Origin of the sequence: Bradyrhizobium sp. G127, from assembly GCF_021502575.1 — a bacterium.
Classification (GTDB): Bacteria; Pseudomonadota; Alphaproteobacteria; order Rhizobiales; family Xanthobacteraceae; genus Afipia.
In genome coordinates this window covers 963,033-988,560 of sequence record NZ_JAKFGN010000002.1, presented here as the reverse complement: position 1 = coordinate 988,560, position 25,528 = coordinate 963,033, and the positions used below count along the sequence as shown (strand labels likewise).

Below are 25,528 nucleotides of genomic sequence, written 5' to 3'. Positions count from 1 at the left end.
GCCTGATGTGATGCAGCGTATGAAACAGCCAATTCGGTTCTTGGTCCATGGCTATGGAACGTACGCCATCATCTATCGCCATATAATTGAGCTGGCTAAGACCTTCGCGCCGGAGGTCGAATGGTCGATGATCCTTCCGTCCTCTCACCATATCGAACCCGTCAGCGAGGTACTTGCGGCCGAAAACCTGCTTTGCTTGGAGCATGCTCAAAGTCGCCACGTCTCCAACGTCTCGGATTTTTCAACGCTTCAGAATTATCCCGGCAGCATTTACGCCGACATTGAGGTCGAGAAGAAGATTTTCAAGCACCGTCCTGCGGATCAGCAGGTCGCGCGAGCTTTGGAAGTTTATCAGATCTACAAAGGTTTCGTGTTGCGCATCAAGCCGACGCATATCTTGATGGCGCACGTAGAGACATTCGAGGGAAAAGCCCTGGTTGCGATTGCGCGAGAACTTGGAATTCCGGTCATCATCCCGTCAGACCTTAGAAATTTGGGCGGAGTTTCCTTTACAAGCGATGTGCTAGAAACGCTCCCTGCCTATCGGGAAGCTAACTGCGAGACCATTGCGCGGGCTCGTCAGTTTCTGAGCGAATTTCGGCAAAATGCGATGCCTGCTTTTCGGCCTTCCGGTTTTGCTGTAGCAGGCGAGGAGCCGCTGCCGCACTATCAGAAAAGCGCGCCTCAACGGCTCGTCAGGTTTCTAAAGCGAACGATAGATAACCCGGGATTGTTTGAGCCTGCCCTGCTCGCGACGAGCATTAAGTATGCTTTCCCGAGATATCTCGAGGCGATCCGAAAGTTTCGCAGTTATCGCAACGGTCGCATTTATGATATTGCTGCGCTGAACGAGCTTCCGGAGAAATTCATCTATTATCCGCTGCAAACGTCTCCGGAGTCCTCAATCAATACGCCTGCGCCTTACTTTATTGACCAGATGCGCGCGATTGATGCCATTCGATTTGCGATGGATAGTGACTGCACTCTTATTGTGAAAGAACATTGGGCTTCAGTGGGAATTCGGCCGCCATCGTTTTACGCGGAATTGAGACGAAGGGCTGGAGTTCGAATTGCGAACTTCGGTCTTCCGTCGTTGGAGCTCATAAAGCGCGCTCAGCTCACAATTTCTGTCACTGGAACGGCAGTTTTCGAAGCGTTTCTGCTGGGACAGCCCTCATTAGCTCTCGGCGGGTGTTTTATCGCCGAGTACCTCGGCGGGGTTTGTAACATCGATCAATTGTCAAAACGGATTCGGCACGCGATCGATAATCCCTTTGATGACGAATATATCGTTCAGGCATTGGCCGAGATTTACAGCGCGCGTTATGAATGTGTTTTCAGGCCTGCAGATGAGCCTGGATTTCACGGCAATAGGCCGGAAAATATCAAGCGGCTCTTGCGTTCTATCCTTCAACACGTGGAACGAATGGAACGTTTTGAAGAAAAGAGGGCTGAGATGGAAGATGGCTTGCTCGCTACGGAGCGCCTGTCGCGGGGGGGACGTTGAAAGTATTCTTTGCACTGGGAACTCGTCCAGAAGCTATCAAGCTTGCGCCGCTTATTCGTTACTGCCGTGCAACGCCCCAATTTGACGTCATTGTTTGCAATACCGGCCAGCACAAGTCGCTTGCGCGCGAGATGCTTCTGGCATTCGGCATCGAATCCGATATCGAGCTGGATATCATGCGGCGCGGTCAGACTTTGACAGAGATCACAACTAGCATTCTAAACTCGATCGAATCTCCGTTGAGGGATTGGTGTCCCGATTGGGTCGTGGTTCAGGGGGATACTACCACGAGCTTTGCGGTCGCGCTGGCAGCCTTCTATCAAAAGCTCCCGGTTGCTCATGTAGAGGCCGGATTGCGGACACATGATCGCTATTCGCCTTGGCCGGAAGAAATCAATCGGCGGCTCAATTCTGTTCTGGCAACAGCGCATTTTGCACCTACTAATCAGAGTCGGGAGAATCTGATCTCCGAGGGCGTAGCTGCGAGTCAGATTTCCGTAACTGGAAATACTGGCGTCGATTCACTTTTCTTTGTGAGCGACAAGCTGGACAAGGACGCTGCCTTCAGCAATCAGGTTCGAAGTGCCTTGATCGATCGAGGTTTGCCGTTTCTTTCGTCGCCGCGGGCGACGGAGAAATCAATTGTTGTGACGGCCCATCGCCGGGAAAATTTTGGAGCTGGTATTGAAGCCATCTGCAGGGCGATTGTGAGTCTTGCAAAGGTGCGTACCGATCTCCCGTTTATTTTTCCGGTGCATCCTAATCCGGAAGTTACAGGACCAGTGGATCGGATCATTCGTGACGAACGCTGCCCCAATATATTTCTTGTTGCGCCTCTCGATTATTTTTCCTTCACGTACCTTTTGAAGTATGCGCGTCTGATCATTAGTGACTCTGGCGGCATTCAAGAGGAGGCGGTTTCGCTCGGAAAAAAACTCGTTATCCTGCGAGAAACCACTGAGCGTACAGAGCTTGTGGGGCAAGGCGGCGTATGGATAGTCGGAACAGAAGAGCGCGCCATTGTTGATGCTGTTACGCAGGCATTGGCGGATAAATCTGCGGGATACCGTAGTCGTATATTTGGTGATGGAAACGCGTCGGCGCGCATAGCGCAAGGGCTTCTCAATCTGCGATGAAGATTCTTGCAATTTCATATTGCCTTCCGCCAATGGCTTACCCGCAGGCGGTTCAGATCGGCCGGCTGCTCTCATATAGCAAGATGCAAGTTTGTGCAGTGTCCGGCGGTAATAATGTAGATGTGTCGGGTTTCGGTGCGCATGTCGAACATCATGTGGTGCCGCTCAATGAGAAGCGGGGATTTCTGGAAAGGATTGCGACGAGAGCTGTGCCATTCTACGGAACGGTCCCTGACGTTTATCGTGGGTGGGTTGATGCGGCCTATAAGCAGGTTGAAGCATTGATTGCGAATTCGGGGAAGCCGGATTTGGTCGCGACGTTCGGTGAACCGATGAGCGATCATCTCTTAGGTCTCCGCTTGAAGAAGACCTTCAATATGCCATGGCTGGCGCATTTCAGTGATCCATGGTCAGACAATCCATTTCGCAGACTGCAGGTGCTGTCTAAACCCGTGAATTGCGCCTTGGAAAGCCGCGTGCTTAAGCAGGCAGATGTCGTCGTCTTCACGTCGTCCGAAACCGTCGATCTCGTTTTCAAAAAGTATGATGCCGCGCTGCGCAGGAAGGCGTTCTTACTGTCGCATGCTTATGATCCGACGACGTACGGCGTCCAGCCGAACGGATCACCTTCGGGGCCGATCATGATGCGTTATATCGGAAATTTTTACGGTCATCGGACCCCGAAACCGCTAATCGCGGCGCTTGCAGAATTGCAGCGCAACGAGCCGCATACCTTACACGATGTGCGGGTTGAGTTGGTTGGCGGCATTCCCCCGCGCATGATGTTATCACCCGAATGGAAGTTGCTGCCTCCAGGTTTGCTGGTTGCGCGCGGCAGTGTGTCCTATGTCGAATCGCTGTGTTTGATGAAGACCTCGGATATCTTGCTCACCATAGATGCACCAGCAGATCTCAGTGTATTTTTTCCCAGCAAGCTTGCCGATTACATCGGTGCTCGGCGGCGGCTTGTCGGAATTGTTCCACCGGGCACGGCAGCCCGCATCATCCGTGAATGTGGCGGGCGCTGGATCTCTCCCGGTGCACCCACTCGGGATATAGCTTGCCTTATTAGAGACGAGATTGCAGCTGCGCGCGCACAGCGCGCCGATGTCCATGTGCCTGCCCAGCCGGAACGCGAAGATAATCGATACGCCATTGCGAACGTCGCCCCGGTGTTTGACGATCTGTGCCGAAAGACAATCGAGATCTCTCAGGCGTGGAGGGTGTCTTGACTACGTGTCTGGTCTGTAAATCGTCTGAGGCATGGGCGATGCAATGGATTGTCGATCCTGCTACGCACGAGTGGCGTATCGCTCACGGAGATAACCGTAGTTATGGATGGTCGCTCTGCAAGCACTGCGGGAACGGCTATCCGAGCTTTCAGCCGTCGCCTGAACTTCTGGCTTTTTTTTGGAATCGAGACAGGCAAGACAAGCTTCATGCGAATCTTTTGACGGACGATGTCTGGGATACTAGGCGCGCGGCGGCGCGCAGAAATGCAGAACGAACGTTCGATGTTTTTACCGCGCTGCATGATAGAAAGCCCGGTCGTTTTCTGGACATTGCGTGCGGTCTGGGTGAGGCCGTAAAATACTTCTCGGATCGCGGCTGGGACGCGCAGGGCGTCGATGTCGATCCCGCGCTGAAGAGACACCATGATGAGATCGGCATTCGTTCAGCCATAGGCCCGATCGAGACGGCAACTATCGACGGGACGTTCGATATCATTCATGTCTCGCACGCGATCTACTTTATCACGAACCCCGATGCCCTTCTGAAACGGCTGCGCCAGTCACTGAAGCCTGGTGGCCTGCTGTGTGTGGTGATTTCGAACTTCCTCGCCAATGAAGACACCAGCCTGCCGGGATACGCTCATAGTTTCTGGCCGACAGGTGCGTCACTCGAATATGCGCTGGCCCTGGCCGGCTACAAAACGGTGCTCAATCACAGAAAGTCCGGCAGCATCTATGTTGCCGCCCGTGAAGGAGAGGCGGACCTGCTGTACGCCTATCCTTCCCTGACCCACCTTGCATATCAGACCAAAACGTTGCGCTACACATTAATTGGTCGTCCCAAGCTTCTGATGCATCGCGTCGCGAAGAAGATCCTTTCCATCGCGGGTTACTGTTGAAACATCGCATGCGAACGCACGCTACAAGCGAATATCCATTATGTGCGGCATAGCCGGTTTCGTAGATGGCCGCCTCGTGGGCGATGTGGTTGGACTCACGCACCGTACCCAGGCGATGGGCGATGCCATTGCCAATCGCGGTCCCGACGCCAGCGGTATCTGGATTGATGGGGCTATCGGCGTGGCGCTGTCGCACCGGCGTCTTGCCATCGTCGATTTGTCCGAGGCCGGCGCGCAGCCCATGGTGTCCGCCGATGGGCGCTGGGTGATCTGCTACAATGGCGAAATTTACAACAGCGACGATATGCGCGAAAGCGAGGCGCTGCGATCGGTTGCCTGGCGCGGGCATTCCGACACCGAGACCATCGTGGAATCCGTTGCGCACCGTGGCTTGAACCCCACGCTGGACGATCTGAACGGCATGTTTGCCATCGCGTTGTGGGATCGAAAGGAACGCGTTCTTCACCTCATTCGAGATCGGCTCGGAATCAAGCCGATCTTCGTCGCGCGGCGAGGGGATCGGGTCTTCTTCGCCTCCGAGCTGAAAAGCCTTCACGCGGCTCAGACGTTCGCTTTCGAGATTGACCCATCGTCGGTCGCGAGTTTCCTTCGCTTCGGTTATGTACCAGCGCCTCACAGCATTTACCGTGGCGTCGAAAAGCTGATGCCCGGCGAACATTTGACGATATCGATGGGCGGCCGGCACGCCAGCCGCCGTTATTGGTCCGCTGCGGATGTGGCCCAGCGCGGCGTCGCGTCGCCATTTGATGGCCCGGACGAGGAGGCCATCGCTCAGCTTTCGGCGTTGCTTGCAGATGCGGTCTCCCGGCAGATGCTCGCCGACGTCCCGCTTGGGGCTTTTCTGTCTGGGGGCATTGATTCCTCTGTGGTGGCGGGCTTGATGGTCGCCGCCGAGCGCGGCCCTGTTCGCACCTTCTCGATCGGATTTCCCGAGTTCGGCTTCGACGAATCAAAGGATGCTGCCGCAGTCGCTCGCCACCTCGGCACATCGCATACTGAACTAGTGGTGACCGCGTCGGATGCGCTTGGCGTCGTTCCGCAACTCGCCCAGATGTACGATGAGCCATTCGCGGACTCGTCGCAGATACCAACCCATCTGGTGTCGAAGCTGACACGCCAGCATGTCACTGTCGCGTTGTCTGGCGATGGCGGTGACGAGCTGTTCGGCGGATACAATCGCTACCGGCTGGCTGAAGGCATGTCCCAAAATCTTTCGCGGCTTCCGCTCGAGTTGCGGCGGGGAGCCGCGAACGTGCTACAGGCTATACCGATGGCGTGGGTCGATGGCCTTGCGTCTCTCGCGCCGCGCGGATTGCGGCCGTCACAGGCCGCCGACAAGCTGCGGAAGTTTGCTGGCGTGATGACGCTCGATCCTGAGGGAATTTACCGCAGGCTGGTCAGCCAATGCGAAGATCCGGCGGCGCTCGCGCCGTCGGCGAACGAGCATCCCCTGACATCCTGGTCCACGGGAGCGATCGCGGCGATGCCGACGTTCCTCGACCGTATGCAGTTGCTCGATACCATGACCTATCTGCCTGACGACATTCTTCAGAAGGTTGATCGCGCTTCGATGGCCGTTGCGCTGGAGGCGCGGCCGCCGCTGCTCGATCATCGCGTGGTCGAATTCGCCTGGCGTTTGCCGCGGCGGTTCAAGATCCGTGACGGTGAAACCAAATGGCTGCTCCGGCGGGTGGCCGAACGCATTGTGCCGAAGCAGTTGCTGGATCGGCCGAAGATGGGCTTCGGCGTTCCGCTGGCTGATTGGCTTCGCGGACCGCTGAGAGACTGGGCCGAGGATATGCTTGATCCGCAGCGTCTGGGCGGAGGCTTTATCGACGTGACCGCGGCACGACGCTTGTGGGCAGATCATCTCACGGGTCGCAGAAACTGGGCCTATGCGCTTTGGACCATTTTGATGTTCGAGGCGTGGCGCAGACGCTGGGCGAGTGCCTAAAGTTACTATGCAGAGCGCTAGATCTACGCCGCGGCGCATTCTCGTGGTGACCAAGAAGATGGTCACGGGGGGAGCGGAGCGTCATCTCACGCAGCTTCTGCCCGCCCTCAAGGCGCGTGGTTTTGATATCGAGTTGTTTGTTCTCGAACGCGACGGAGAACTCGAAACAGAACTGACACGCGCCGACGTAACGGTTTCCGGTCCGGTGCGCCGCTGCGGACGGATCATGCATGTGCTTGTCGCCGCGGTAGCATTGTATCGCCGCATTCGGGATACCCGTCCCGACATTTTGCATTTTTTTCTGCCCGAGCCGTATCTGGTCGGCGCGGTCGTAGCGATGGCTGCTCGGCACCGAACCTGCATCATGAGCCGGCGCTCGCTGGCGCACTACCAGCGCAATCATCCATGGCTTGGTCGCACGGAACGAATGCTCCATCGGCGCATGACGGCTTTGTTGGGAAATTCGCAAGCCGTTGTCGAAGAACTCGTTGCCGAAGCGGGGGACCGTAAGAGGATCGGTCTGATCCACAATGGCGTGACCGTTTCGCCTGTCGGGAGTGACGACATTCGCCGGGAGCAGCGTTTGGCCTTCGGCATCCCGTCAAACGCCTTCGTCATGACCATCGTCGCCAACCTGTTTTACTACAAAGGGCATTCCGATTTGCTGGATGCGCTGGGCTCCGTGGCGCAGCTTTTGCCGCAGCCGTGGCGACTTGTTGTCATCGGACGTGACGAAGGTGAGGGGCCGCGGCTCCGTTCGCAAGCCGAACGTCTGGGCATCGCGGATCGAATTCTTTGGCTCGGCGAGCGGCGAGACGTCGATTTGATCCTGTCTGTTGCGGATATGGGCCTGCTGGTGTCGCATCAGGAGGGCTTCTCGAACGCACTGATCGAAGCGATGGGGCAGGGCCTGCCGATGATCGCAACCGCCGTTGGCGGCAATTTTGATGCGATTGTCGATGGCCAGTCCGGGCGGTTGGTTCCGCCCAGCGATCCTGCTTCGCTGGGGGCGGCGATTCTCGAACTCGCGGCCAACCGGTCAAAACGCAGGGCGATGGGACTTGCGGGGCGCGAGCGGGCAGTGACGATGTTTTCTCAAGATGCGTGCGTCAGCCGTTATGATCGCCTCTATAGCGGCATTGGAGCGCCAGCCGGGGGGGCGGTCCAGAGCATTATCGATGGCAGCGACTTGAGTCTGAAGAATTCGGATTAGAGCGAGACAGAACGCTTTTCACTCTTGGTGGCGGGGCATTTGCGTGCCAGAAGGGCTCGCCTGAATGCGACCGCCAGAAATGATATAGTTGTCATGTCAGTATCTTCTCCGATGCCCATATCCACGCCTCGCAAAGCGCAGATTCTGTCTCATTCCGAGAGGTTCGCAGCGTCCCGCGCCGAGTGGCGGAAAAAAGCCGCATTCTTTCATCGTGAAGACGAGAACTATCTACGCTTCCTGATTCCAAAGAATGCGCGTGTCCTTGAACTAGGCTGCGGCATCGGCGACACGCTGGCCGCGCTCGAGCCCGCGCATGGCGTGGGCGTCGATTTCAGTCCGGCTCTGATCAACATTGCGCGAACACGACATCCCGGTCTCACCTTTATTGTCGGGGATGCCGAAGATCCAGTGACGATCGCATCGCTGGAAGGGCCATTCGATTACATCCTCGTGCTGGACGCGGTCGGGTCGCTGGACGATTGCCAGAAGTTTCTCGCGCAGCTTCATCCGCTTTGCACGCGCGAGACGCGCGTTGTGATCGGTTACTTCTCACATCTGTGGCAGCCGGTTCTGAAATTCGCCGAGTGGATCGGCCAGAGGATGCCGCTGCCGCCGCAGAATGCACTCGCGCCCGCGGACATTGCGGCGATCGCCCAACTTGCAGACTTCGAGCCGGTTAAGGCGGAGCAACGAATGCTCATGCCGGTCTCGCTGTTCGGGCTTGGGCATCTGGTCAACCGCTTCATCAGCATTCTGCCGGGCTTCCGTTTCTTTGCCTTGCGGCATTATTCGGTTTGCCGTTCATGGCTCGCAGCAAAGGAAGACCTCAAATCGGCAACGGTGGTCATTCCCGCCCGCAACGAGCGTGGCAATATCGAGCCTGCGGTTCAGCGCCTGCCGCAGTTCTGCGACGATATCGAAATCATCTTCATTGAAGGCCACAGCAAGGACGGCACCTTCGAAGAGATGGAGCGCGTCAAGGCGGCCTATCCGAACAAGGACATCAAGCTGATGCGTCAGCCCGGCAAGGGCAAGGCCGATGCCGTCTTCACAGCCTATGACGTGGCGCGCGGCGATGTCCTGATGATCCTCGATGCGGATCTCACCATGCCGCCCGAGCAATTGCCGAAATTCTGGGATGCAATCAAATCTGGGAAAGGCGAATTCATCAACGGCTCGCGTCTTGTCTATCCGCTTGAGGATGATGCTATGCGCTTCCTCAACTTGATCGCCAATAAGATTTTCTCCTATCTGTTTTCGTGGCTGCTGAACCAGCGCTATACGGATACTCTGTGTGGCACCAAAGTGATGCGGCGGTCCGACTATTATCGTCTTCGCGATGGCAAGGCCTATTTCGGGGATTTCGATCCTTTTGGAGATTTCGATCTGATTTTCGGCGCGTCCAAGCTCAATCTCAAGACGATCGATCTCCCGATCCGATACGCGGCACGGTCCTATGGTGAAACGCAGATTTCGCGTTTCCGGCATGGGGTGATGCTGTTGAGGATGGTGGTTTTCGCTTTCTTCAAGATCAAGGCGATCTGATCTCGATGCTTGAACACGCCCGGCACCGAAAACGGTTGATGCGCAATGCCCAGTGTTCTTGACCGCTACCGTTCAGTCTGGGAACAGAAGCCGGTCCTGCGCACGGTGTACAACGATATTTTTGAGCGAATAGCACACCGTACCGTTCCGGGAACGACGCTTGAGATCGGCGGCGGTGTGGGCAATCTGAAAGAGCGGATTGCTGATCTTATTTCGTCGGACATCCAGTTCGCGCCGTGGCTCGATCTCATCGCCGATGCGCAGAAACTTCCGTTTGCGGACGGTGCGTTATCCAACATCGTGATGCTCGACGTGCTTCACCATATCGAGTTTCCGGCGCTGCTGTTTCGCGAAGCCTCCCGAGTGTTGCGTCCTGGCGGGCGGATCATCATGGCGGAGCCGGGAATTACGTTCGGCAGCAGACTGTTCTATCGCCTGCTGCATCATGAACCGGTGCAGATGGACGCGGACCCGCTGCTGGAAGGATTACCCGACCGAGGCCGCGATCCCTACGATTCCAATCAGGCGATTCCGACGTTGCTGGCGACGACTCATCGCGACAAGTTCCACGCCAAATTCCCGGACCTTGTGATCCGTGAAACCCAATGGTTTTCGTTTGTGGCTTATCCGTTCAGTGGCGGATTCAGGCCGTGGTCGTTGATGAATGAGCCGACTGCACGGGCCATGCTCTGGTTTGAAAAGCATGCCGAAGCTACTCTGGGTCGCTATTTCGGCTTTCGTCTGCTGACCGTGATCGAAAAGCGAGGCGGCTAGGCTGACGCGTGCCCGCCGGCATTCTCGGCATCAGGTTTCAGGCGCCGGTCACGAAGAGCGATCAGTCCTGCGCCGGCCACCACGTTGAACAACGGCTCCAGCGGCAACCGGTATTTCGGCGAAGCCACCGGCCCATTGACCAGCAGAATATATCCGCACCACGATGCCGCCAGGAAGAGCGCGGGCCAGTTCAAAGTCCGTCTCGCCAGGGATACGAAACCGAGCAACTGCAGTAGGCGCATGAGTGCCAACCCGGCGCTTCCGATCAGCAACGCCCAAGTGTAGGCCGGTTGACCTGAATGGAAGGCATAGTTGACGGCCTTGTCGAAGAACGAATTGCCGGGCGTGTTATAGAAACCGGGGCGGGGCAGGTGCGAGACGGGCGGCGAGAGCAGCACGGCAGGTGAAACCAGATTGATGGTCATGCCGGACAACCAGGATTTTGCAATCGCGCTGAACGGAATTTCCTTGAGCGCTTCCTTCGCGATGATCGTGTATTGCCGGGATTGCTCGAACGGGTTTGCAGGATGCGGGCCAAATCTCTCGATCGTCCGCTTTTCCAGTTCGGCATAGCTGGTCATGTAGGGCGTTCTGTCGTGCATTTCCCTGGCAAGCGGAACGACCCAAAGCGCGAGATGAATACCTCCCTGTGGTGTCAAGCCAGCGGTTCCGAATACCGCAATATTCTTTGCGACAATGACACCGATACATGCAGACAGGGTGATGAAAGCCGCGGCGATCGTCGCAACCGTTCGTGGGGCGGCCTTTCTCCAAAACATGTAGCCGGCAAGCAGAGCCAGCGCAAAAAACGCCCACGGCACTATGAGTGCCCGAATAAGAGCTGCGCAGCCGAGAGCAACGCCGAGCAGAATGGCGTTTCGCCACGAGGGAATCTCGACCCATCGCAGCATCACCCAGAACGCCATGGCGACGAAGAAGACAAACGATGTGTCGGTGTAGAACAATCCACTCAGGACGATCTGGGTCGGATTAAGGATCGCAACCAGGGCGGCGGCCATGGCGACGCGAGAGGAAAATCGCGATGCGATGCGATGCACGGCAACGCATGTGCCGGCGTCGAACATGCCCTGCATCAGGATGTAGCCGAGAGTTCCGTGGGCATTTCCGAAAGCCAGAAACGGGATTGCCGCGAGCCAATGATAAAGTGGCATTGTATAGACATGCTGGCCGAACCACTGCGCCCCATGAACCGTGCCGGCTTTGAGGGCTTCGGCAAAATCGCTGCCGCCGCTGGCATACGTGAATGAGTCGACGCCTTTTAGTCCGTCGTCGCCCATGACGGCATACATGGCGAGGGCGTAAGCCCAGCGGACAAGCAAGGCCGCCAAAAAAATCGTCGGGAGAAGATAGCGGCCTGAGCGCTCCAATGGCACGCCGGTTTGTGCAGAAAGACTATTCGCCTTCGGGAGCGACATGAGAGATCTCGGATGTTTTCTCGGCGCTCAGAATCCAGACCAGCCCGCCGATTGCCCCCACGATGAACGACGACGCCCCGAACAGCAGCGAGACCACCGTGCCGTCGGTCTGTGCGAGGCCGGCGTAACCGAATGCGACCATCATCGTCGCTTCGCGCACGCCCCAGCCGGCAATCGAAATGGGCAGCATGGTGATCAGCATGATCGGCGGGATCAGCATGAACAGTTGTTCGAAGGCCGCAGGCGCCGCGATGGAGCGGACCGCGCACCAGGCGATCACAACCGCCATCACATGGATGAGCAACGATAGCACCGCGATCTTCGGTCCGCTGCGGCGGTTGAAAATGACCTGATTGGCGATCACCGAACAGGCGTGGATGTGACGCAGCGGCCAGAGTGTTTTAAGCCACGACCAGGGCAGCCAGCCATACGCAAGAAAACCGAGGCCCGCCGATATGGCGGCGATATCGATAAGCAGAAGAGCAAGCCGCCCGTGGGCATTGCCGATCAGGTCATAGCTCCAGGGCAGGCTTGCGACGACGATGAGGGCAAGTGCAATCAGGCCGATAGCGCGGTCGACAAGCACCGAGTAGGTGGCCGCGCGCCAAGTGGCACCGGTCTGGCGTACCAGCCACAGCCGCATGGCGTCGCCGCCGATCGTCGAAGGCAGCGTCTGGTTGAAAAACGCGCCGATCATGTTGTAACGGAACGCCTGTCCGGTTCCGAGCGGGGCCGCGCATTGAACGCTGATTTCACGCCAGCGCAGCGCGCCGAGGAAAATCTGGAAGATTGTCGCCAGCACCGCCAGCAGAACCCATAGAGGGCTGATCTGGCTCAGGCGGGACTGGATCGCCGCGAAATTGATGCCGCGAAACGCGATGTAAAGCAGCGCGGCCGATACGACTATTCGAAGGGCTAGAAGGAGAAATCCGCGCATTCCGGACCGCGATGGTTAACGTGCTGGACCTGACGGAAGGGCCTGTATATCGGCACCTGACAGCCAATTTCACGGTCTTGGTATGGGTTTAGGGGGGCTGTGGCAATAGGTAAGCTGCGCCTATTGCGGTGGTCACGGCACGGCGGCTAAAGAGAGCAGCTTGGATCCGGGGCATCTGGCGCAGATGTCTCTCAATGAGATTTGAGGACGGAAATTCGTGGCTCACGGGCGTAAAATTGCGGTCATCGGATTGGGTTATGTAGGACTGCCGGTGGCTGCCGCTTTCGCCCGCGCTGGCGTTTCCGTGGTCGGTTTCGACATCGATCGGAAGCGCATCGCGGAATTGCGCGGGTTTCATGACCGTACTCATGAAGTCGAGGCCTCGGACCTGCGATCTCCATCGCTGTCATTTGCGCATGACACGGATGCGCTGAAGGGGTCGGATTTTTATATCGTCACGGTGCCGACACCGGTGGATGAAGCGCGCCGGCCGGATCTTGGCGCGATGTTCGCTGCCTCACGCACTGTCGGATCGGTCCTCAAGAAGGGCGATATCGTCGTCTATGAATCCACGGTCTATCCCGGCGCGGTCGAAGACGATTGCGTGCCGCTGCTGGAGAAGGCGTCCGGGCTCAAGGCGGGAGCGGATTTCAAGGTCGGCTACTCGCCGGAACGGATCAATCCTGGCGACAAGCAGCATCGGTTCGAGACGATCATGAAGGTCGTTTCGGCGCAGGACGCCGCGACGCTCGATATCGTGGCGGACGTTTACGGATCGGTCGTCACCGCCGGTATTCACCGCGCTCCCTCCATCAAGGTCGCCGAAGCCGCCAAGGTCATCGAAAACACACAACGTGATCTCAATATCGCGTTCATGAACGAACTGTCGTTGATCTTCCAGGCGCTGAATATCGATACCGGCGATGTGCTCGCGGCGGCGAGGACCAAGTGGAACTTCATGCCGTTCCAGCCAGGCCTTGTCGGCGGGCACTGCATCGGCGTCGATCCCTACTACCTGACATATCGCGCGGAGAAGGCGGGATACCATCCGGAGGTCATTCTCGCCGGCCGCCGCATCAATGATGGCATGGGTCAGCGCATTGCCCGCGAGTGTATTCGCGGCCTGTTACGGCGGAAAGGCAGCGGCGGCGTTGTCACCGTGCTCGGTCTCACGTTCAAGGAAGACGTTCCCGACACCCGTAATTCGCGCGTGGTCGATGTCATTCGCGAACTGCAATCCTTCGGCCTCACCGTGCAGGTCTGCGATCCGATGGCGGATCCGGCCGATGCAATGCACGAGTACGGTGTGCAGCTGATCGATTTTGCATCCTTGCGGCCTGCCGATGCAGTTATCATGGCGGTGGCCCACAAGACTTATATCGACGCAGGCTGGCCCATGATCCAGAAACTTCTGAACGGCGGGCAAGGTCTCGTTCTCGACGTGAAGATGAAACTTGAGCGCAGCAGGCAGCCCGACGGCATCGAACTCTGGCGTCTCTGATTACCCGTTGGGATAAGCAATGTCGGATCAAGCAATACTTGTGACAGGGGCGGCGGGCTTTATCGGCTTTCACGTCACGCAGAAACTGTTGCAGGCCGGCCATCGTGTCGTCGGGCTGGACAATCTCAACAGCTATTACGATCCGGCGTTGAAGGAAGCGCGTCTCGACGTTCTGAAAAACGATCCCGCTTTCAGTTTCGTCAAACTTGATCTTGTCGAGCGCGGCGGTGTCGCGGACCTGTTCGGCACGCATCGCTTTCCCGTGGTGATTCATCTCGCGGCGCAGGCGGGTGTCCGCTATTCGATTGAGAATCCCAACGCTTACGTGGATGCGAACCTTCAGGGATTCGCGAACATTCTCGAGGGCTGCCGGCACAACGCCTGCCGCCATCTTCTGTATGCGTCGTCGTCTTCGGTTTATGGCGCCAATACCAAGCTGCCGTTTTCCGTGCATGACAATGTCGATCATCCGATCAGTCTCTACGCAGCCTCGAAGAAGGCCAACGAACTGATGGCGCACGCCTACAGCCATCTCTATCGCATTCCCTCGACCGGTCTGCGCTTCTTCACGGTGTACGGGCCGTGGGGCCGTCCGGACATGGCGATGTTCCTGTTCGCGAAGGCGATCATCGACGGGCAGCCGATCAAGCTGTTCAATCACGGCGACATGCGCCGCGACTTCACTTACGTTGACGATGTGACCGAAGCGATCGTGCGTCTGATCGATCATGCGCCGGTGGGACAGGCCACGGCGCCGGACGCGGCTCCCGATCCGGGAACGAGCGCGGCTCCGTGGCGGGTGTTCAATGTCGGCAACAACCGCCCCGAAGAATTGCTCACGGTTGTCGGCCTTCTCGAGAAGGAATTCGGGCGCATGGCCGTCAAGGACATGCTGCCGATGCAGCCCGGAGACGTGCCGGCGACCTACGCCGACGTGGATGATTTGATGCGCGAAGTCGGCTTCCGTCCCTCGACCTCTATTGAAGACGGCATCGCGCGGTTCGCGGCGTGGTTCCGCGACTATCATGGACTATAGGGTTCCCTGACTTTTAGAGGACGCATGACCGAGCGTATTATTCCCCTGATCATGTGCGGCGGCGCGGGCACGCGCCTGTGGCCCGCCTCGCGCGAAGGCCGCCCGAAACAGTTTCTTCGGCTGTTCGGCGCGCGCTCGACGTTTCAGGACACCGTGCGGCGGGTCAGCGACCCGAGCCTCTTCGGTCGTCCGATCGTGATCACCAATGCGGCCTACCGCTTCATGGTGCTCGAACAACTGAACGAGATCGGCCTTGAGGCTGACATCCTGCTGGAGCCGGCGCGCCGGGATTCCGGTCCCGCGATTGCCGGGGGCGCCGCCTTCGCATTGACGCGTGATGCGGATGCGGTCGTGCTGGCGCTGGCCGCAGATCATGTGGTGCGCGATCCTGCCGCTTTCGTCGAAGCTTGCCAGAAAGCTTTGAGTGTCGCGAACGCCGGCCGAATCGTCACGTTCGGCGTTCTCCCCGAGCGCCCGGCCACCGAGTACGGTTACATCAAGCCCGGTGATGTCGTTGCCGGCGATGTGCGGAAGGTTGCGAAGTTCGTCGAGAAGCCGGACCCGGCAACTGCTGCGCGCTACGTCGCGGACGGCTATCTCTGGAACTGCGGTAACTTCATGTTCCGCGCCCAGATGCTGCTCGACGAATATCGCAGCGTCGATCCCGACAGCGTCAGCGCGCTGGTCGAAGCCGTGAACAGCGCCGGGCAGGATCTCGGCTTCATCACTCTTCCACTGGAGTCGTTCGGCAAGGCGAAGCCGATTTCGATCGACTACGCCGTGATGGAGAAAACCACGCAGGCTGCCGTGATCCCGGTCGCATGCGGTTGGTCGGACGTTGGCTCGTGGCACGCGGTCTGGGAGCTTTCGGACAAGGACGAACACGGCAACGTGGCGCAGGGCCTGACGGTGTTCGAGGACTCGCGCAATTGCAACGTCTCCACCGATAAGGCGCTGGTCGCGCTGGAAGGCGTCGACGATCTGGTCGTGGTGGCAACGCAGGATGCCATTCTGGTGTCCCGTCAGAACGATCCGAACGGTCTGAAGCGGCTGGTCGCCAAGCTGAAAGTCGCGGCGCCGCAGGTGACCGAAGACCACATCAAGGTGCACCGGCCCTGGGGATCGTATCAGTCGCTCGACATTGGCGAACGCCATCAGGTCAAGCGCATCGTGGTGAAGGCGGGGGGCCGGCTGTCGTTGCAGAAGCACCATCACCGGTCGGAGCACTGGATCGTGGTGCGGGGAACTGCGCTGGTCACGGTCAACGACCTGCAAAAAATGGTTCACGAAAACGAGTCCATCTACATTCCGATCGGCGCGGTGCATCGCATGGAAAATCCCGGCAAGATTCCGCTGGAACTGATCGAAGTGCAGACCGGAAGCTATCTGGGTGAAGACGACATCATCCGGATCGAGGACGATTACCGACGGTCGTGAGTTATTAACGAGATCGCGAATCGTTGGCACGATGATCGTGGTACAATTTGGATTGCAAGCCATCGCCCACCGCTTTTAGTGAAGCGGTTGTCCGAGAAACCACCCTTTACCCGAGCGAATCATGCAGGATGCTTTCGGCCTATGGGCAGGCCATTTCGTAACCTTAAACGAAAGGAGTTCAGCAATGTCTGAACAGCCCGTAAAATTCGCTCGACAGCCAGCCGAGACGTTTGACGTTCCCCAAGAATTCTACGATCTCTTGGGGTCGCCGACCTTTGCGCCGAGCGACAATTCGGCAAACTACAGCCTGATCGTTAAAAGGATGCTGGAAAGCATCCGCCCAAAGGATTTCATCGAGCGGCTTTTTGTTCGCGATCTCATCGATCTGACGTGGGAGGAATGCCGCCTGCGTCAGATCCGAGAGGCCCTCCTTGCGGAGAGCCGCGGTGCTGCAGTTGAACGCCTCCTCATGCGTAAGAATTTGCGCGAGGTCCCAGAGGGGGCCGAGCGGGTCGCCAGAGGGCAGGCGAAGGATCAGTTCAAGAACTGGGCGAACGACCGTGCAAAGCGGAAAGAGATTGAGGAGGATTTGAACAAAAATAGTCAAGGCGAAGATCAAGCGATCTTGGCGGCGAGCTATAGCGAGATTTATAAGGAGCTTGAGAGCGTCAAGAAATCCATTGCCTTCGCGCAGCAGCGCCGCATGGCATTGCTGCGCGAAATTGAGCACCGCCGCGAATTTGCGCAGCGCGCTCGTAAGGCGTCGGATGAAGCAGTCGCGATGAAGCCGACGAAATCGCAGTAGCGCATCCGTGACGTCGGACCGGAAAATTGCTGCTAACCGAAAGAATGCTCTCCAGAGTTCTGGTCCTCAGACCCTGGAGGGCAAAATGCGTTCAAGCCGAAACGCATACCGCCACGGTCTGGCAGCTAAGACTTCTGCGAGCGAGGATGAGCACCGAAGATTGGACATGCTTTCCCGGCAACTGGCGGGCGGAAGTAACGACTGTTGGGTCGATGAGGCTGCTCGGTACGCTGCCGAGAACTTTCTCTACCTCGAACGCGTGAAAACGAAGAAGGCTGAGGTTCTCGAAAGCCTTCTGACGGCAGCTTCAACTGAGGATTTTCAACAGGGAGCGCGCGAACTCGCCAAGATTGAGTCGTACGAGCGGAAGGCACGCTCGCGCTGGAAGCGCAGCCAGCGCGACCTTGAGGCCCGTAAAGCGACGGCAATTGAGGTTGTTTAACCTCGACGGTCTCGGCCCGATATTTTGGCGGAACGAAGCCATCTAGGGGGTCCATTGAGGAGGGTATTGGCCGAACGAACCCAGTATGGGTTGTGTTGAAGATCTGGGCCCTCGGCGATCGCTTTGTCGTAAACCTTAATGTTTTCAACAGACTATGGAACGAGAACTGTAATCCTTTGCATCAAAACGTGTAATAGGTCCGGGCTGCCGCGTTCGCCTCATATGTGACGGCATGCTAGGACATTGATGGGTGGATGGCGCGCGACTCGCGCCGGGGATTCGAAGGTTCAAAACATGAGTTCGATGGTGTCGGCAAAAAATAATGCAGGCGACGACCGGGTGCTGCGCGTCGGTGTTGTCGGTGCAGGCGTGATGGGGACAAATCACGCGCGTGTGCTGGCGGGTTTGCCCGGCATCCAACTGGTCGGCATTGTTGACCCGTTACCCGCGCATCGCGCGCGTGCGACCCAGATCGTCGGCTGCCCGACCTTTGCGACGCTCGAGGAAATGCTCGATGCCGGTCTCGACGCGGTGACCATTGCCGCGCCGACGCATCTTCATCGGGATGTGTCGCTGGCCTGCATCGCGCGCAAGGTTCATCTTCTCGTCGAGAAGCCGATCGCTCCGTCGGTCGAAGAAGGCAACGAGATCGTCGCCGCCGCGCGGGATGCCGGCGTGACCCTGATGGTCGGCCATGTCGAACGCTTCAATCCGGCAGTCGCTGCCATCAAGCAGGCGATCAAGGACGAGGAAATCCTTTCCATCGCGATCACGCGCGTTGGCCCGTTTCCGCCGCGCATGTCGAACGTCGGCGTGGTGATCGATCTCGCGGTCCATGACATCGATCTGATCCGCTGGTTCACCGAATCCGACATCGTCGATGTTCAGCCACAGCTTGCCAGTGCGGTCGCCGAGCGCGAAGACATTGCGCTGCTCCAGTTCCGCACCGCCTCCGGCGTGCTCGCCCACATCAACACCAACTGGCTGACGCCCTTCAAGGCGCGCAGCGTCACCGTGGCGACGCGCGGCAAGTACATTCAGGGCGATCTGCTGACGCGGCAGGTGACCGAGTGTTTCGGCTTCCAGCGCGACGGCAGCTACTCGATGCGCCATCTGTCGGTCGGCCATGATGAACCGTTGCGCGCCGAACTCGTCGCCTTCCTCGACGCGGTGCGGACCGGCAATGCGCCGGCCGTCACCGGCGACGAAGGCGTCGCAAGCCTCGAGATCGCGATCAAGTGTCTCGAAGCACCGGCTGGCGCCATCGCCGCGCCGCTGCGCAAGGGACCGCGCGCGGTCGCAAGCTGACGGCAACCCATTATTCGCAATCAATTCGGCACGCATCATGAACCAGCATCTGCGCCCAGAGCCCGTGGCCTTCATCGACATCGTTGCGCAACGCCGACGTCTCGGCACCAAGATCGACGAGGCCGTGGCGCGTGTTCTGACCCATTGCCAGTTCATCAACGGTCCCGAAGTCACCCAGCTTGAGGCCGATCTCGCGGCGTTCTGCGGCGCGAAGCATGTCGTGGCATGCGCCAGCGGCACCGACGCGTTGTTGATGGTGCTGATGGCGCAGGGCATCGGGCCGGGCGACGCGGTGATCTGCCCGTCGTTCACCTTTTGCGCGACCGGCGAAGTGGTCGCGCTGACCGGTGCCACGCCGGTGTTCGTCGATGTCGATGACGCGACCTTCAACATGAATATCGCGTCCCTGAAGAAGGGCATCGCGACTGCGCGCAAGCTCGGTCTCAAGGTCAAGGCCGTCATTCCGGTGGACTTGTTCGGACAGCCTGCGGACCATGATGCGATTGCCGAGGTCGCGAAAAGCGAAGGCCTCTTTGTACTGGATGACGCTGCGCAGTCGTTCGGCGCGACCTACAAGGGCAAGCGCCTCGGCACATTCGGGCTTGCAACCGCCACCAGCTTCTTCCCCGCCAAGCCGCTGGGCTGCTTCGGCGACGGCGGCGCGATCTTCACCGACGACGCCGATCTCGCCGAACGGCTGCGCAGCGTGCGCGTCCACGGGCAGGGCACCGAGAAATACGACAACGTCCGCCTTGGTCTTACCGCGCGTCTCGATACCATGCAGGCCGCGATCCTGATCGAGAAGCTGAAGATTTTTCAGGACGAGATCGATGCCCGCAACAAGGTTGCGAGCCGCTATTTCGACGCGCTGCATAACATCGTGACGGCTCCGCGCGTCGCCGACGGCAACACGTCGGTGTGGGCGCAATACACCATCCGGTTGCCGCGCGGCGGGCGCGATGCTTTCGCCGCCGCGCTCAAGGCGCAGGGCATTCCGACCGCGATCTACTATCCGAAGTCGATGCACAAGCAGACAGCCTACAAGCATTATCCGACCGTCGAGGGCGGACTGCCGGTCAGCGAGAAGCTGTCGGACGACGTCATCAGCCTGCCGATGCATGCCTACCTCGATCAGGCGGCGCAGGATCGCGTCATCAAGGCTGTGCGCGACGCTCTTTCATAGTGATTTGAGCGTTTTGCGCGGCTGCGTGATGCTATAGAAGCAGCGGATGCTCGGGCGAATTTTCACCGTCGGCGGCTATACCCTTCTGTCGCGGGTCACGGGGTTCGCGCGCGACATCATGCTTGCGGCGATCCTCGGCGCCGGCCCTGTGGCAGACGCCTTTTTCGTGGCGCTGCGGCTTCCCAACCATTTTCGCGCGATCTTCGCGGAAGGCGCGTTCAACGCGGCCTTCGTGCCGGCTTATGCCCATGTCCAGGGCGAGCACGGCGAGGACGCCGCGAAGCTGTTCAGCAATCGCATCTTCACGCTGTTGTTCGCGTCGCAGATCGTGCTGCTGGTCCTTGCGCTGGCGTTCATGCCGCAGGCAATGTCGATTTTGGCGCCGGGATTTACCGACGATCCGGCGCAGCGCAATCTCGCCATCGAACTCACCCGCATCACGTTCCCGTACCTGCTGCTGATCACGCTGGTCACGCTGTATGGCGGGATGCTCAACGTCATGCACCGCTTCGCAAGTGCTGCGGCGGCCCCGATTTTCCTGAACCTGTCGATGATGGCGACGCTGGCGCTGGCCGCGTTCTTCCCGACCGCGGGGCATGCGGCGGCGTGGGGCGTGCTGATCTCCGGCTTTCTGCAGTACATCCTGCTCGCCGGCGACGCCAAGGTGCACGGCATCCTTCCCAAATTCACGTCGTTGAAACTGGACGAAGACGTGCGCGGCTTCTTCCGCGCGCTCGGGCCCGCGACGCTGGGCTCGATGGGCACGCAGGTCGCGCTGTTCGCGGACACCATCATCGCCACGTTCCTGGCGACAGGCGCGCTGTCGGCGCTCTATTATGCGGACCGGCTGAATCAATTGCCGATCGGCGTCATCGGCATTGCCATCGGCACGGTGCTGTTGCCGGAAATGTCGCGGCAGATCACCGCCAACGATCACGAAGGGGCGCTGGCTTCGCAGCGGCGTGCGTTCGATTTCACCTTGCTGTTCTCGATCCCGTTCGTCGCGGCCTTTCTCACGGTGCCGGATGTCATCATGCGCGCCATGTTCGCGCGCGGCGCGTTCACCAAGGCGGACGCCGCGGAAGCAGGCGCCACGCTCGCGGCCTATGCGATCGGGCTCATTCCCTTCGTGCTGATCCGCAGCGCGGTCGCCACCTTCTATGCCCGCAAGGACACCGCGACGCCGGTGAAGGCCGCGCTGACCGGCGTGGCCATCAACGTCGCCCTGAAAGTCCTGCTGGTCGGATCACTGGCGCAGATCGGGCTTGCGCTCGCGACGGCCGTCGGCGCGTGGGTCAATCTGCTGCTGGTGGTGCTGTTCGCCGTGCGCCAGAAGTTTTTCGTGTTCGATCGCGCCTTCGTCACGTCGCTGGCGAAATTTGCCCTGGCCGGGGTGGTGCTTGCCGCCGCGTTATGGCTCGCGTCGCGCTGGGCCTCCTCCGCGCTGGCAACCCAGGACTCGCTGCGCGATGAGACCGCTCTCGGAATTTTGATCGTGGTGGGTGCCGCCGTATATGGCGGGAGTGTACTGCTGCTGTTCGGAAGGCGATGGCTGGTGGGATTGATCCGGCCCTAGGGTCTTTCGCGGGACGACCGGCGAGAGATTTGCGCTTCCCCACGATCCGCTGCATGATGGACCCTAGAACGGTTCCAGATCGCAGTCGGAGAAAGCATGGCTCCAGTAAAATTCGGCGTCGGGCAGAGTGTCCTGCGCAAGGAAGACGATGCCCTGATTCGCGGCAAGGGCCGCTACACCGACGATTACGCGCCCTCGGCGGCGCTGCATGCGCTGGTGCTGCGGTCGCCTCACGCCCACGCGACATTCAAGATCGATGTGACGCGCGCCCGTAGTCTGCACGGTGTCGCTGCTGTGCTGACCAGCGATGACGTGAAAGACCTCGGCGGTTTGCCGTGTCAGTTCAACCTGCCGGATGAGCCGTTCAAGGCACCGCCCTATGCCATTCTCGCGCGCGATGTCGTGCGTCATGTCGGCGACGCGGTTGCGTTCGTCGTCGCGGAGACTGTCGAGCAGGCGCGCGATGCTATCGAGGCCGTCGAGGTTCAGTGGACGCCGCTGCCGGCGGTCATAGGCCTCGTCAATGCGGTCAAGAAGGGTGCGCCGCAGGTCTGGCCGGATCACGCCGGAAATGTCCTGTTCGACACGTCGATCGGCGACAGGAAGGCGGCGGAAGCGGCCTTCGCGAAGGCGCATGCGGTCGCGGAAATCACCATCGTCAATCCGCGCATCATCACCAACTACATGGAAACCCGCGCGGTGGTTTGCGAATACGACGCAAAGCGCGATCATCTGACATTGACGCTCGGCAGTCAGGGCAGCCATCGGCTTCGCGACATTCTCTGCCAAAACGTTCTGAAGATTCCCGTCGAGAAGATGCGGGTGATCTGCCCCGACGTCGGCGGCGGCTTCGGCACCAAGCTGTTTCCGTATCGCGAATACGCGCTGGCGGCGGTCGCCGCGCGCAAGCTGAAGAAGACGGTGAAATGGACCGCCGAGCGGGCCGATCATTTTGTCGGTGACGCGCAGGGCCGCGACAACGTCACCACGGCGCGCATGGCGCTGGCGGAGGACGGCGAATTCCTCGGCATGGATGTCGATCTGATGGGCGACATGGGCGCGTATCTGTCGACCTTCGGACCGTACATTCCGCATGGCGGAGCCGGCATGTTGCCGGGTCTCTACGATGTGCAGGCGTTTCATTGCCGTGTCCGCACCGTGTTCACCAACACGGTGCCGGTGGATGCCTATCGCGGCGCGGGCCGCCCCGAAGCGGCTTACGTAGTCGAGCGTCTGGTCGATGCTGCGGCACGCAAGCTCGGCATGACGCCCGATGCGATCCGGCGCAGGAATTTCATCCCGCCGCGCGCGATGCCGTACAAGACCGCCACCGGCAAGGTTTACGATTCCGGCGATTTCGCCGCGCACATGAAGCGCGCGATGGACGTTGCCGAGTGGAAGGAATTTCCGAAGCGCGCCAAGGCCGCCAAGAAACAGGGACTGGTGCGCGGCATCGGCATGGGCACCTATGTCGAAGTCTGCGGCACGATGGGCGAGGAAACCGCGCAGGTGCGGCTCGATCCCAACGGCGATGTCACGATCCTGATCGGCACCCAGTCCAGCGGGCAGGGACACCAGACCGCCTATGCGCAGATCGTCGCGGAGCAGTTCGGGATCGCGCCCGAGCGCGTCCACATCCATCAGGGCGATACCGACGAGATTGCGACCGGTCTCGGCACCGGCGGATCGAGTTCGATTCCATCCGGCGGCGTCAGCGTGGAACGGGCGACGCGCACGCTCGGCGCGAACCTCAAAGACATCGCTGCCGATGTGCTGGAAACGGGCGCGGGCGATCTTGAGTTCAGCGACGGTGCGATCCGCGTGGCCGGCACCGACCGCACGGTGTCGTTTGCCGACCTAGCGAAACGGGCCGGGTCCGATCCGTCGAAACTGACCGCCAGCAGCACGTTCAGCAGCGCCGACGGCACCTATCCGAACGGCACCCATATCGCAGAGGTCGAGATCGATCCTGCCACCGGCGTGATCCGTGTAGTGAACTACGTCATCGTGGACGACTTCGGCGTGACGCTGAATCCGTTGCTGCTGGCGGGACAGGTGCACGGTGGCACCATGCAGGGCATCGGTCAGGCATTGATGGAGCAGGCGGTCTACGACAGCGCCGACGGCCAGCTCGTGACCGGCACGTTCATGGACTATGCGCTGCCGCGCGCGGCGGACGGCCCGTCGATCAAGTTCGAAACCCGCAATGTGCCGTGCACCACCAACCCGCTCGGCGTCAAGGGCGCCGGCGAGGCGGGCGCGATCGGCTCGTGTCCAGCGGTAGTGAATGCGATCGTCGATGGCCTGTGGCGCGAGTACAAGATCGACCACATCGATATGCCGGCGACGGCCGAACGTGTCTGGATGGCGATCGAAAAGAGCCGCAGCCAGCATCGAATGTAGAAAATTCCCGGCACCGGAAAAAATATTGAGGCTTGTCAGCCTGCGGCGATGGCTGGTTCGGATAGTTGGTGTTTGAGAACTTGAAACTCAGGGAAGGAAATATCGCATGAAGCGTGCTGTTCTTGTAGCCGTGACGTTGCTGCTCGGTGCCGGCGCTGTTGTTGCCCAGCAGGACATCGCCGTGCAGCAGGATAACTCGATGAAGACGCTGGCGAAGAGCCTGTACGGTGTCGTGGGACGGACCGTGAGAGGCCAGGCTGCCTACGATCAGGCCGCGATCGATGCGGCCCTGGTTCAGCTCGAAGAGGGCGTCGGCAAGATTGCGACCGTTTTCGCGACCAATCCGAAGGAGGACGTGGCCGGCGCGGATTACACGTCGTCGCAGAAAGTCTGGCAGAACAAGCCGGATTTCGATTCGAAAATCCCTCCCGTCGCCAAGGCTATCGCTGACGCCAAGGGCAAGGTCAAAGACGTGGACAGCCTGAAGGCCGCTTACACCGCCATCAACGACCGCTGCAACGATTGCCACGAGACTTACCGGGTCAAGCTCAAGTGACGGGCTGACATCTCGCGCACAAAACTTTGCAATGTTGAACGGGGTGGCCGGCTAACCGGCCACCCCGTTTGTTTGGGTCGCGAAATTGCCGTCGCCATTTCAGGCTCGGACAGGATTCCGAAAGTTTACTTCGTGACCTGTCCGCGAATTTCGCCGCCCTTGTTCGCTTCGGTATGGACGTTGATATACATCCTGCCGGCGAGCAGGTCGGCGGCCTGCGCATCGGTCAGGGTCGCGCTGCCTTCGGCGCCGCTGGCGGCGTCCTTGAAGGGAACGGCCACGGGTGCATTCTTGCCCGCCTCGGCGGGACCGTGGAAATGGGCCATGGTGGCCGGGCCGGTCAGACCGGAGTAGGTGACTTTCCAGGTCAGCACCTTGGTCGCGGTGTCGAATCCGACGTCGGCGGTACCCTTGCCGGGGCTGTTGTTGGGAGGCACTTCGGCAACGCTGGTCAGATTGACCTTCATCGTCATTTTCTCGGCAAACGCCGGCCCGCTGAGTGCGACGGAGGCGCCGATGGCGAATGCTCCAAGCGCAAATGCTTTGCTGTTCATGGTTTTCTCCCCTAGTTTTGCGACTTCCAATATTGATTGAACACTGGCCACGGCCGTTTAGTTCCTGACATTT

Annotated in this window: 21 protein-coding genes; 18 read left to right on the top strand and 3 right to left on the bottom strand. The window is 59.4% G+C overall.

Features of this window, described 5'->3' with window-relative positions; translation table 11 throughout:
- Positions 1–19 precede the first annotated feature (19 nt).
- From LVY71_RS16825 to LVY71_RS16790, 8 genes are all read left to right on the top strand, one after another.
- Positions 20–1,507 (top strand): hypothetical protein, encoded by a 1,488-nt coding sequence (locus tag LVY71_RS16825; RefSeq protein ID WP_235100993.1) that lies wholly within the window; start codon positions 20–22, stop codon positions 1,505–1,507.
- Positions 1,504–2,643, top strand: a complete 1,140-nt coding sequence (gene wecB / locus LVY71_RS16820; protein ID WP_235100992.1) for a non-hydrolyzing UDP-N-acetylglucosamine 2-epimerase — start codon at positions 1,504–1,506, stop codon at positions 2,641–2,643. Before LVY71_RS16825 ends, wecB begins: the two co-directional genes overlap by 4 nt.
- Complete coding sequence (locus LVY71_RS16815; RefSeq protein WP_235100991.1) at positions 2,640–3,875, top strand: glycosyltransferase family protein; 1,236 nt, start codon at positions 2,640–2,642, stop codon at positions 3,873–3,875. Before wecB ends, LVY71_RS16815 begins: the two co-directional genes overlap by 4 nt.
- A 38-nt stretch (positions 3,876–3,913) precedes the next feature.
- Positions 3,914–4,774 carry a class I SAM-dependent methyltransferase gene (locus LVY71_RS16810; protein ID WP_235100990.1) on the top strand — a complete coding sequence of 287 codons (861 nt, stop codon included), beginning with the start codon at positions 3,914–3,916 and terminating at the stop codon, positions 4,772–4,774.
- A gap of 40 nt (positions 4,775–4,814) precedes the next feature.
- Entirely contained in the window at positions 4,815–6,749 is a 1,935-nt protein-coding gene (asnB, locus tag LVY71_RS16805) for an asparagine synthase (glutamine-hydrolyzing) (protein WP_235100989.1), read from the top strand.
- Between the two features lie 46 nt (positions 6,750–6,795).
- Complete coding sequence (locus LVY71_RS16800; protein ID WP_235100988.1) at positions 6,796–7,962, top strand: glycosyltransferase; 1,167 nt, start codon at positions 6,796–6,798, stop codon at positions 7,960–7,962.
- Between the two features lie 93 nt (positions 7,963–8,055).
- A complete protein-coding gene (locus LVY71_RS16795) occupies positions 8,056–9,507 on the top strand; it encodes a glycosyltransferase (RefSeq protein WP_235100987.1) in 1,452 nt (483 codons plus the stop codon).
- Between the two features lie 45 nt (positions 9,508–9,552).
- Positions 9,553–10,281, top strand: coding sequence for a class I SAM-dependent methyltransferase (locus LVY71_RS16790; RefSeq protein ID WP_235100986.1), 729 nt, complete (start codon positions 9,553–9,555; stop codon positions 10,279–10,281).
- On the opposite strand, the gene LVY71_RS16785 is transcribed toward LVY71_RS16790, so the two are convergent.
- A complete protein-coding gene (locus LVY71_RS16785) occupies positions 10,278–11,717 on the bottom strand; it encodes an ArnT family glycosyltransferase (protein ID WP_235100985.1) in 1,440 nt (479 codons plus the stop codon). The two genes, LVY71_RS16790 and LVY71_RS16785, sit on opposite strands and share 4 nt — an antisense overlap.
- The gene (locus tag LVY71_RS16780) at positions 11,695–12,654 is read right to left on the bottom strand and encodes a lysylphosphatidylglycerol synthase transmembrane domain-containing protein (protein WP_235100984.1); all 960 of its coding nucleotides are present in this window, start codon (positions 12,652–12,654) and stop codon (positions 11,695–11,697) included. Before LVY71_RS16780 ends, LVY71_RS16785 begins: the two co-directional genes overlap by 23 nt.
- A gap of 217 nt (positions 12,655–12,871) precedes the next feature.
- Between LVY71_RS16780 and LVY71_RS16775 the strand changes: the two genes are divergently transcribed.
- The 10 genes from LVY71_RS16775 (at position 12,872) to LVY71_RS16730 (ending at position 24,901) form a co-directional block, all read left to right on the top strand.
- Positions 12,872–14,155 carry a nucleotide sugar dehydrogenase gene (locus LVY71_RS16775; RefSeq protein WP_235100983.1) on the top strand — a complete coding sequence of 428 codons (1,284 nt, stop codon included), beginning with the start codon at positions 12,872–12,874 and terminating at the stop codon, positions 14,153–14,155.
- A gap of 19 nt (positions 14,156–14,174) precedes the next feature.
- A complete protein-coding gene (locus tag LVY71_RS16770; protein WP_235100982.1) occupies positions 14,175–15,191 on the top strand; it encodes an NAD-dependent epimerase in 1,017 nt (338 codons plus the stop codon).
- Between the two features lie 24 nt (positions 15,192–15,215).
- On the top strand, positions 15,216–16,628 hold the full coding sequence (locus tag LVY71_RS16765; RefSeq protein WP_235100981.1) for a mannose-1-phosphate guanylyltransferase/mannose-6-phosphate isomerase: 1,413 nt from the start codon (positions 15,216–15,218) through the stop codon (positions 16,626–16,628).
- A gap of 184 nt (positions 16,629–16,812) precedes the next feature.
- The gene (locus LVY71_RS16760; protein ID WP_235100980.1) at positions 16,813–17,433 is read left to right on the top strand and encodes a hypothetical protein; all 621 of its coding nucleotides are present in this window, start codon (positions 16,813–16,815) and stop codon (positions 17,431–17,433) included.
- Between the two features lie 160 nt (positions 17,434–17,593).
- The gene (locus LVY71_RS16755; protein WP_235100979.1) at positions 17,594–17,875 is read left to right on the top strand and encodes a hypothetical protein; all 282 of its coding nucleotides are present in this window, start codon (positions 17,594–17,596) and stop codon (positions 17,873–17,875) included.
- A 294-nt stretch (positions 17,876–18,169) separates the two neighbouring features.
- Positions 18,170–19,183 carry a Gfo/Idh/MocA family protein gene (locus tag LVY71_RS16750; protein ID WP_235100978.1) on the top strand — a complete coding sequence of 338 codons (1,014 nt, stop codon included), beginning with the start codon at positions 18,170–18,172 and terminating at the stop codon, positions 19,181–19,183.
- A gap of 37 nt (positions 19,184–19,220) precedes the next feature.
- Positions 19,221–20,366, top strand: a complete 1,146-nt coding sequence (locus tag LVY71_RS16745; protein ID WP_235100977.1) for a DegT/DnrJ/EryC1/StrS family aminotransferase — start codon at positions 19,221–19,223, stop codon at positions 20,364–20,366.
- 46 nt (positions 20,367–20,412) lie between these two features.
- Positions 20,413–21,942 carry a murein biosynthesis integral membrane protein MurJ gene (gene murJ, locus LVY71_RS16740; protein WP_235100976.1) on the top strand — a complete coding sequence of 510 codons (1,530 nt, stop codon included), beginning with the start codon at positions 20,413–20,415 and terminating at the stop codon, positions 21,940–21,942.
- A gap of 96 nt (positions 21,943–22,038) precedes the next feature.
- Positions 22,039–24,345 carry a xanthine dehydrogenase family protein molybdopterin-binding subunit gene (locus LVY71_RS16735; protein WP_235100975.1) on the top strand — a complete coding sequence of 769 codons (2,307 nt, stop codon included), beginning with the start codon at positions 22,039–22,041 and terminating at the stop codon, positions 24,343–24,345.
- A 106-nt stretch (positions 24,346–24,451) separates the two neighbouring features.
- Entirely contained in the window at positions 24,452–24,901 is a 450-nt protein-coding gene (locus LVY71_RS16730) for a cytochrome c (protein ID WP_235100974.1), read from the top strand.
- Between the two features lie 125 nt (positions 24,902–25,026).
- On the opposite strand, the gene LVY71_RS16725 is transcribed toward LVY71_RS16730, so the two are convergent.
- Positions 25,027–25,455, bottom strand: a complete 429-nt coding sequence (locus LVY71_RS16725; RefSeq protein WP_235100973.1) for a CHRD domain-containing protein — start codon at positions 25,453–25,455, stop codon at positions 25,027–25,029.
- Between the last annotated feature and the right edge of the window lie 73 nt (positions 25,456–25,528).